Here is a 9,023-nt window from a genome sequence, read left to right on the forward strand (position 1 = left end):
AGCTCAGCGATGCGCCCGCACCAGCGGACACTTGTTGAGGCGCGCGCAAACCGGCTAGCGCTTGCCAACGGTAAACATGTAGTTCGTGCCGAACGTCGGCCCCAGCTTGAAGCCCTGCACATTGCTGCGCACGTTCGCCACCTCGACCTGCTGGTACAACATGATGAAGGGGCTGGTCTTGCGGAACTCAGCCTGCATGTCTTCGTACATTTTCTTGCGCTTGCCAGTGTCACGCTCCAACACGGCGGCATCTGCCATCTTGTCGAGTGCGGGCACCTCCCAGGCGTTTCGCCAGGCCAGGGTCTTGGACTTGGCGTCGTCGCTGTTGTCGGGGTTTTGCACAAAGGTAGCGTTGCTGTGCGGGTCCCAGTAGTCGGCACCCCACTGGCCGATATACATATCGTGGCTGCGGGCACGGTATTTGGTCAGCACCTGCTTGCCGTCGCCGGGGATGATTTCGACGTCAATACCGGCACGCTTGGCCGTTTGCTGGAAGGCTTCGGTAATGCCTTGCACAGGCTGCACGGTGCGCATATCGATACTGACCTTGAAGCCATTGGGTAAGCCGGCTTTGGCCAGCAGAGCCTTGGCTTTGTCCACGTCCAGCTTGTAAGGCATGTCCTTGGCGGCGCCCAGCAGGCCGACGGGCATGAAGTTCTGGTCGACGACACCGATGTTCTTGATGACGGTATCGCCAATCGCTGCATAGTCCACCAGCCATTTCAGGGCCTCGCGCACCTCAGGCTTGGCCAGGTTGGGGTTCTTCTGGTTCAGGCTGATGTAGTACACCGTACCCTTGGGAGACGAGGTGCTCTTGATGTCCTTGTTGCTAGCCACGGCGGCAATGTCTTGCGGCGACAGATTGCGCGCCATGTCCACGTCTCCCTTTTCCAGCAGCAGGCGCTGGGTCGAAGACTCCTTGATATGGCGGTACAGCACACGGGCCATCGGCGACTTGGGGCCGTAGTAGTTGTCGTTGCGCTCCAGCGCCACCACTTCATTGGCACGCCATTCGCGCAGCTTGAGCGGACCGGAGCCGGCGTAGTGGGTCTTGAGCCAGGCGTAGCCCATGTCGCCAGACACCTCGTTGGCCAGCACCAGCTTTTTATCGACCACGGAAGCCACGTCGGCGGTCAGACAGTTCAACACGAACGAAGGTGCATAGGCCTTGTCAACCTCCAGCGTCAGCGTGAGCGGACCGGTGGCCTTGATCTTGTCCTTGACGTTGCCTTTGTTGAAGCCAAACTGCCCCAGGATAAAGGCCGGCCCCTTGTCCAGGATGACCGCACGCTGGAAGGAAAAGGCCACGTCCTCGGCCGTCAAGGGGTTGCCAGAGGCGAACTTCAGCCCCGGTTTAAGCTCAAAACTGAAGGTTTTGCCATCCGCAGAAATGGTCCACGACTTGGCGATATCAGACACCAGCTTGGACGGGTCGCTCAGGTCCAGGCGCACCAGACGGTCATAGATGTTGTTGGCAACTTCGCTGGCGGAAATCTCAAACAGCTCCGCCGGGTCCATGGTGATGATGTCGTCGAAGGCAAACGCTACCACCAGGGTGTCTTTGGGCGTAGCGGCCATGGCCGTCCCGGCGACAACTGCGGAGGCGGCCAACGCGACCAGGGCGCGGCGGGACAGAAGAGGTATTGAAAGTCGCATCAGTCGTTTCTCCGATTTAAAACAAGCTGCCAAACAAACCACATCCATGGTGCAAACGCTACATCAACCCGAGCAAGAAGCGTGCTAACGCTTGCGCATCGGACTCATATCGCCGAGTGCCGCGCTGTCAATCAAGGCGTAATGGTCGGGTAGCGCATAGTGCCACCACTCGTGGTCTATGTGCTCAAAGCCGGCATCTCGCATGATCTTCAGCAACAACATGCGGTTCGCCTGCGCTTCGGGTGAAACCTGTTCGCTGAAATGGTGGGACTGCACAGTCATATCGTCAAAGCCCGTACCCATGTCCAGCTCGCGGCCTTGGGCATCCACCAGCGTCAGATCGATGGCCGTGCCGCGTGTGTGGTTGGAGCCGATCTGTGGGTCGGCCACGTAGGCCTGGTCGGGGGCGGACTCCCACAGCAATACCTGCGCCTCATGCGGGCGAAAGGCATCAAAAATCTTCAACCGGTAGCCAGCCTGCGCTGCCAGGTCTACCGCCTGGCGCAGGCAGCGCTCGGCATCACGGTGCAGCAGGCAATGGGGGAAGTCATAAATCGGCCGGCCAGCGATGTTGTTATGGCTGGCGTAGGCCAGCTCGATCACCACCCCGTGGGTTTCAGTGCGGACCGGTACAAGTGGATGGGGCATGGGCATGCAAACGCGTGTTCAGCAAAGTCGCCAGTTTATAGAAAACAAGGCACTGGCGCATATTGCGCCTGCACGAATAGCTACTTCTTTCATAGCAAATTCAGGCATGCAACATTAAACAAGTTATGAACCACTCACCCGATATCCAGATCGGCTGGGCTTCTTCCTACCCGGATCCGTATTCACAACCGAATCGAGTGCCGGCTTCAGGCGCTTCTCGATCGACAACGGCAGCTTGCAATGCCGCGTCCTGCTGGTCGAAGACTACCAGGACATCAAGCCATTCGACGGCGTCAGCAACCACCCAACGTTCCTGATGCTCCAACGAGACGCAGCCACTGCGTTCCCTGTTCCCTATCCGCACGAAGCCCCCGACCTGAGCAACGCGGTACATGTGCCCGCCAATCATGGCGATGCCCGAAGCGAGGGACTCCGCAAGCGACACAGTCACGGTAGGACCCGAAACCGATGTCACCAACCCAAGGAAGGTCGGATCCTTGGCACTCACGCTTTCGCCTCGCCGGCATTCGCTACGGCAACAGCGACGGCAGCGGGGACACCTCCTCCCAGGGCTGCGACGGCGACCTCGGGTGTCGCTTGTGCACTCATGTCGGTTGCTTGAGCAAGGGCGCAGAAGCGGGTGAGCAGCGCAAAGTCGCCAAGCAGGAACTTGTTCGGCTCCCCTGGCCACCGTTGTCCCCAGAAGGTCGCGCGGATGTCCTCCCAGTTCTTTGGGGGATCCCCGGGACGCCATGCTCCCTTGACGCCGCCAATAACCGCACCATCGGACGCATACACAGAAAGATTGGGGCGTTCGTATGCTAACTTGCAGGCGGGCTCTTCAGATGCCAGTGGCATGTACTGGAAAGCCATCACCGACGCATTTGCATTCATAGCAAGCGCTTCGTCCAAAACGGCGCAAATGTGTGCGTCGCGGAACGAGAAGCCAGAGGTAAGCAAAATGCTGTCTGGGGTAAGAAGAAACTGGCGTAGCCGCTCGAACAATGCAGAGTAAGGTTGCTTCTGGGTCAGCTCATACTTCAGGTGGTCGGGGTAGACGAGTTCAAAGGCTGCCCGCCCGCGTCCGCGAACAACCGAGTTGCCTTCTAATGCCCAGCCTAATGAACCATGCAACTTCCATAGCCGAGACCACCTCGGCGGCAGATCGTCGCTGGCGACACTAACGGGATCAAAGAAGGGTAGATGCCCCCCGGTGAACCCATCAAAATACGAAGCCCGGGATCGTTCGAAGGCCTCTTCGAACAACAGGTCGTAATTGGTCGTGAAAATCTCAACGGCGTGCGTCCGAAGCGTTCCACTGACCCAAGAGACCAATTCTGTGTACGCGTTTCGCTCCTTGGGCAAAGGTGCGCCAACCACATCACCAATCCTCTTGCACACTTCCGCACCTAGTGCTTTGTAGCCTTCCGAGTCCAGTCCATGGACCTGGGCTGGTCCGAGCGCCTGTTGCAGAAGTCGGATGCGTGTGAGGATTGACTCGATATTTGCGGCGGCACCGAGTTCCGCGCGAATTGCATCGGCAGCCGCCTTCTGCTGACCGGCCAAACCTTCAATCGCTTGAGTGGTGAGCGCCTCGACACCAGGCATCAATGAGTGCCCCCCTCTGAAACCAATGTGCCGGCATCGTTCACTCGAAGCGACATCGGTGCCCCAGCGCCTACCAGCAGACCAACGCGCTTACGCCCCTGAGACAGTATCTGTCGGAGGTCAGACATAAAGCGATCCGGATTGTGGAAGGTGTTCAAGCGGGCTCCCCCTCTAAATTTTCTAGTAATCCCATTTTGCACGCGATTCCTCTGAGGGAGTCGTGCCGGCGCTTTATACGGCGCACCGTCTTAAAAATGCGGTGCCCAGCACGAACGACTGTTTAATATTCAATACCGGGAAATCACCAAGCATTGAGCCACGGACAGCTACCGCTGCAAATCTGCCCCTGCCGACGGCCGCTGCAGGCTGGTTGCAGTCGCATGAGATTCGACACCGAACGTCGTCGCCAACCCGAAGCTGACATTGATGGTTTCAACTGGCGTAAGTCAGGTCCACGCTGGAACCTGACATTGACTGACGGCGATCAAGTCGCCATGCTTTGCGTTTCCCAATGACCGCATCTAAAAGTCGCGAACTGGAACTGCCGACCCGTTGTTGTAGTTCAGGGGATTGTTAAGCTGACCTTTGGGGCGGCCAGTTGACTACCGACAGGCACCTCTCCCCTGTGAGCAAATAAAATGGGCTTGCACCTAAGGTGCACCCACACGTCTTGTATGGCGCAGTCCGTTGAAACGAACGTACTGCTGCACCATGGGACACACGCTTCTTCTGTCCCATGCCGCAGTGCAGGCAGCGGACGCTACTCAGGACTACCCGTACTGAGGACGTGCTCGGCACCAGACGCCATCGGGAATAGGCGTCCGTCGTTCATCTCCATCGCCAAGGTCGTCTCCGTGAACGGATCCCTAAGTCGTCGTGAAGTGGTTGCTCAGCGCGAACCGAAATGGCATGATCAGGTACCTCTGCGCAGGATGTCGCTGGGGTGTACGGTGTGGCAACAGTATTGGGGGTTCACAAATGGTTGGTGTCAACACTTCCTCGTTCACCGGACTGATCGCTTTGGGCCTCCTACTCTTGCCAGTTGAAGGGACTGGGAAGGAGGTCAAAGTTCAAGTGAAGTCCTTCATTGCCCACATGGCCGGGCCGGGAGAGCCGAACGACCAACCTCCGTCAGAGGCAACGAAGAAGGCGCTCGGATTCGACGGTCTTGGACAGACCCGAACCGACGCCTATCTGTTTATGCTGGCAACTGACAAGCTATTTTCTGAAAAGCCTTCGGACGGAGAGAAGGCAAGCGGTCAATTTCGCCTATGGAGCCAACTTACCGGAGAGGTGACCTGCGAGTCAAACAAGGTTAAAAGCGCCACCTTTAAGCCTGTTGACGCGGCCTTCGGCAAAGAAGGCCCGCTAGAGAGCGTTGGCGAGGTCGAACGCAAGGTTGCACACATACTGACCGACGGCAAAGTTGCGTTCAGCTATCGCATCCGAGGTCGTCCGCACAACTCCAGCATCGCCGCGTTTACTGCTGTACGCCCTCGCAGTTGCAGTTACATCTGGCATGAAGTGGCAGGTGAGGTGGTCTGCCAGGGCGGAATGCCCTCGACAAAGATTAGTTTGACGGCCAGTGGGTTTCCGTCACACAGCGTTTGGGTAGACGGTAAATCCCAATTAAGCGTGATACAAGGGCCATTCGAGAATCTCTGGAAGTGCGATCCAACTGACGCGACCAGAGTCAGGTAGGCAGTCGATCACGGTGCGACCATACCTCAAAGGTCAGCCAGCGAGACGATTGACTGCGCGAGAGTGCGACGTTGGCTGAGGGTAGGAGCCGAGCAAGGAGGGGCGATCAATCCCGACTCGCAGCAGATGTGTGAATGCTAATGTGCTGCGGCCTCATGCGCACATGGTGCGCTCGATGACCTTTGGAAGTTTGTCTAGCTCCCGGTCGCTCACTCGCTGACCTGCGTCACCGCCGAGACTCCAAAGAAGAACATCAGGTATATTCACATTCTTGCCCCCAAACTCGGTGAGAGCAGCGGCTGCTTCCGGCGCCGGGGGCGGGAAGAGCTTTCCAATGTAGATTGCTGCCATTGCATGCGCAACCTGCGGCGACCCATCTCGGAGCTCATCCTTGAACCCGCTGTCACCTCGAGCACCAGGCGTATTGCCAATCTAGTACGGACCACTCCCTCGCTTCGTTAGCGATTCACCCACAAGAACGAACTTCAAGTCTTCAAGGGCCTCGCCAGTCGCCTTCGTCTGCACTATGGCGAACGAAACAAGGTCGCGAAAAGCGTGGCAATGATTCTTGGTGTTCTTGACGAGCACTTTCCCCTTGTCCGACAGTGCGGCTCGGCGCTTGGCGTCACCGGCTGCATCAGCCTGCACGGAAGCTGCGCAAAGGTAAGCGGCCGGTGAACCCATCTTGAAGTGACGCTCTCCGTCTCGCAACATCGTGTGCACGCAACCTATCGTGCACACCATGCTCAAAGACTCAGACATTGCGAGATACACCGCTCGGCGTACCCACCGGACCTACACCCCAGCCTTCAAGGCAGAACTGGTTGCCGCTTGCCTGGAGCCTGGAACTTCCATCGCGGCCCTGGCCAGCAGCCATGGCATGAATGCCAACGTGCTGCACCGCTGGCTCAAAGAGCATGCACGCTCAGGCCGCCACCTGCCCATCGCCTCACAACAGCCCAGCACACCGGCCCCATCAACCTCCATGCCAGCGTTCGTGGCGTTACGCCTGCCCAACGTCACACCCGAGGCCGGTGCGACTGAGCTCAAGGTCGAACTACGCAAGGGGTCGCTGTCGATGACCGTCACCTGGCCCATGAACGCAGCGGCCGATTTTGCGCCCATTGCGCACTTTGCGCAATGGGCGGCGGCGGTGCTCAAGTGATTCGCATCGACGCCGTGTGGCTGGCCATCACCCCCATGGACATGCGCGCCGGCACCGAGACGGCTCTGGCGCGGGTGGTGGCGGTGTTTGGTGCGGCACACCCTCATACGGCCTACCTGTTTGCCAACAAGCGCGGCACGCGTCTGAAGGTGTTGGTGCACGACGGCATGGGCATCTGGCTGGCCGCACGCCGACTGCACCAAGGTCGCTTCCATTGGCCCTCACCAAGCGGCACGGCGCAGCAACGCCTGCAGCGTGAGCAACTCGACGCCCTTGTGCTGGGCCTGCCGTGGCAGCGTGTCGGTGAGGCCGGTGTCATCACTCTCATCTGACGCGTGACGTGGCATTGGCCATCAATCGGGAGATGTGCCGATAGCTGGGCAGAGCGTGGTTTGGCAAACTCTGCCCTATGGACGTTGCCACCGACACGCTCTCCCATCTGAACGCAGAAGAACTGCGTGAGATGGTGCAGTCGCTACGCCAAACGGTCTCCTTCAAACAAGCCACCATCGACAAGCTCACGCATGAGAACGCGCTGCTCAAACGACTGAAGTTTGCGGCGCAGTCCGAGCGCTTCAGTGCCGAGCAACGAAGCCTGCTGGAAGAAACGCTGGATGAGGACACGCAGGCTGTTCATGACGAGATGGCCGAGCTCAACACCGAACCTATCCCGGCGCGCGTCAAAGACCAGCCGAAGCGCCAACCCTTGCCCGCCAACTTGCCACGCATCGACATCCGCCACGAGCCAGATTCGACCACCTGCCGTTGCGGTTGCCAGATGCAACGCATTGGGGAGGACGTGGCCGAGAAGCTGGACTACCAGCCGGGTGTCTTCAGTGTTGAGCGCCACGTGCGTGGCAAATGGGCGTGTAGCCAGTGTGAGACTCTGGTGCAGGCGCCCGTGGCGGCACACGTCATCGACAAAGGCATCCCGACCACTGGATTGTTGGCTCAGGTGCTGGTGGCCAAGTTCGCCGACCACTTGCCGCTGTACCGCCAGGAGGTCATCTTTGGCCGTGCCGGGTTGACCATCCCGCGCTCCACACTGGGGGCCTGGGTGGGCAGTTGTGGGGTGCAGCTTCAGCCGCTGGTCGACGCCTTGAAAGCAGACATCCTGACGCACCGTGTGGTGCACGCCGATGAGACGCCGGTGCAGATGCTCCAACCAGGACACGGCAAGACCCACCGCGCCTACCTGTGGGCATACGCCGCCGGCGCGTTTGAAGATACCAAAGCGGTCGTCTATGACTTCTGCGCATCACGTGCCGGAGAAAACGCCAAAGTCTTCTTGGGCACTTGGCGTGGCAGCCTTGTGTGTGACGACTTCAGTGGCTACAAACAGCTCATGGTGCAGGGCGTCACCGAAGTCGGTTGCCTGGCCCATGCCCGGCGCAAATTCTTTGACTTGCACACCGTGCACAAAAGCCCGGTAGCGCAACGGGCATTGGAGCAAATTGCGCAGATCTATGAGATAGAGCGAGGGCTCAAAGCCTGCAGCGCCGACGAGTGTCAACGGGCACGCCAGGAACGCTCAAAACCGCTGCTTGATGCGTTGCATGCGTGGTTGATGCAAACCAGGCAGAAGGTCACGGATGGCACCGCCACCGCCAAAGCCTTGGACTACAGCCTGCGGCGTTGGCAGGCGTTGACCCGCTTTGTGGATGACGGGCACTTGCCCGTCGACAACAACCACATCGAGAACCAAATCCGACCGATAGCCATCGGGCGTAACAACTGGCTGTTCGCCGGTTCGTTACGGGCCGGCCAACGCGGTGCCGCTGTGATGAGCCTGATTCAAAGTGCTCGGCTCAATGGGCATGACCCGTACGCTTACCTTAAAGATGTGCTGACACGGCTACCAACCCAACGGGCCAGCTTGATACATGAGCTGCTGCAGCATCGCTGGCAGCCGCAGACATAGCAGCGACCGCAGCATCTGGTCAAGATGGGTTTGCCGCGCGCTTACGCGCAAAGGCCCAGGACGCAGACACAGGCAACGCGGACATATGCAGACGTAGTCATTCGCTCTCCTTCGCTCAGCACTTGACGGTCGAGCTAAATCTAAGAGAAGATCGTGTTGCGGAGGATCAAGATCCCGCAACTTCGCACCTAGGGGAAACCTCATCTAGAACGCTAGCGCTGATAGGGGCTTCGAGGTGTATTGCGATAGACGTGTCATCAGTCTTGGGGATGAGGCGAACCGAATACAAGTTTCCAGTTGACTGAGGCTGCACGGATCAGCACT

At 58.8% G+C, this 9,023-nt stretch carries 8 protein-coding genes; 4 read left to right on the top strand and 4 right to left on the bottom strand.

From position 1 onward, the window contains the following. Positions 1-54 precede the first annotated feature (54 nt). The 4 genes from AC07VY_RS14245 to AC07VY_RS14260 form a co-directional block, all read right to left on the bottom strand. A complete protein-coding gene (locus tag AC07VY_RS14245; RefSeq protein WP_495098131.1) occupies positions 55-1,656 on the bottom strand; it encodes an ABC transporter substrate-binding protein in 1,602 nt (533 codons plus the stop codon). 84 nt (positions 1,657-1,740) lie between these two features. Then, on the bottom strand, positions 1,741-2,310 hold the full coding sequence (ddpX, locus tag AC07VY_RS14250; RefSeq protein WP_495074377.1) for a D-alanyl-D-alanine dipeptidase: 570 nt from the start codon (positions 2,308-2,310) through the stop codon (positions 1,741-1,743). Positions 2,311-2,470: 160 nt separating this feature from the next. After that, positions 2,471-2,812, bottom strand: coding sequence for a hypothetical protein (locus AC07VY_RS14255; protein ID WP_495098130.1), 342 nt, complete (start codon positions 2,810-2,812; stop codon positions 2,471-2,473). Further along, entirely contained in the window at positions 2,809-3,912 is a 1,104-nt protein-coding gene (locus tag AC07VY_RS14260) for an SIR2 family NAD-dependent protein deacylase (RefSeq protein ID WP_495098129.1), read from the bottom strand. The genes AC07VY_RS14255 and AC07VY_RS14260 overlap by 4 nt, the downstream gene beginning before the upstream one ends. A 1,020-nt stretch (positions 3,913-4,932) precedes the next feature. Here AC07VY_RS14260 and AC07VY_RS14265 point away from each other — a divergent pair. The 4 genes from AC07VY_RS14265 to tnpC all read left to right on the top strand — a co-directional run bounded on the left by AC07VY_RS14265 (position 4,933) and on the right by tnpC (position 8,699). Further along, positions 4,933-5,613: a hypothetical protein gene (locus tag AC07VY_RS14265; RefSeq protein ID WP_495098128.1), complete on the top strand. Its 681-nt coding sequence runs from the start codon at positions 4,933-4,935 to the stop codon at positions 5,611-5,613. Positions 5,614-6,355: 742 nt separating this feature from the next. Then, complete coding sequence (locus tag AC07VY_RS14270; protein WP_495098127.1) at positions 6,356-6,778, top strand: transposase; 423 nt, start codon at positions 6,356-6,358, stop codon at positions 6,776-6,778. Further along, positions 6,775-7,110: an IS66 family insertion sequence element accessory protein TnpB gene (tnpB, locus tag AC07VY_RS14275; protein ID WP_495098126.1), complete on the top strand. Its 336-nt coding sequence runs from the start codon at positions 6,775-6,777 to the stop codon at positions 7,108-7,110. The genes AC07VY_RS14270 and tnpB overlap by 4 nt, the downstream gene beginning before the upstream one ends. A 77-nt stretch (positions 7,111-7,187) precedes the next feature. Then, positions 7,188-8,699, top strand: coding sequence for an IS66 family transposase (gene tnpC / locus AC07VY_RS14280; protein ID WP_495098125.1), 1,512 nt, complete (start codon positions 7,188-7,190; stop codon positions 8,697-8,699). The last annotated feature ends 324 nt before the right edge of the window (positions 8,700-9,023 follow it).

Source organism: Rhodoferax sp. GW821-FHT02C08, assembly GCF_059421805.1.

Bases quoted from the DNA above. Each gene is read 5' to 3' on its own strand.
- ddpX (WP_495074377.1), bottom strand. From the start codon at position 2,310: ATGCCCATGCCCCATCCACTTGTACCGGTCCGCACTGAAACCCACGGG.
- tnpC (WP_495098125.1), top strand. From the start codon at position 7,188: ATGGACGTTGCCACCGACACGCTCTCCCATCTGAACGCAGAAGAACTG.
- AC07VY_RS14245 (WP_495098131.1), bottom strand. From the start codon at position 1,656: ATGCGACTTTCAATACCTCTTCTGTCCCGCCGCGCCCTGGTCGCGTTG.
- AC07VY_RS14270 (WP_495098127.1), top strand. From the start codon at position 6,356: ATGCTCAAAGACTCAGACATTGCGAGATACACCGCTCGGCGTACCCAC.
- AC07VY_RS14260 (WP_495098129.1), bottom strand. From the start codon at position 3,912: ATGCCTGGTGTCGAGGCGCTCACCACTCAAGCGATTGAAGGTTTGGCC.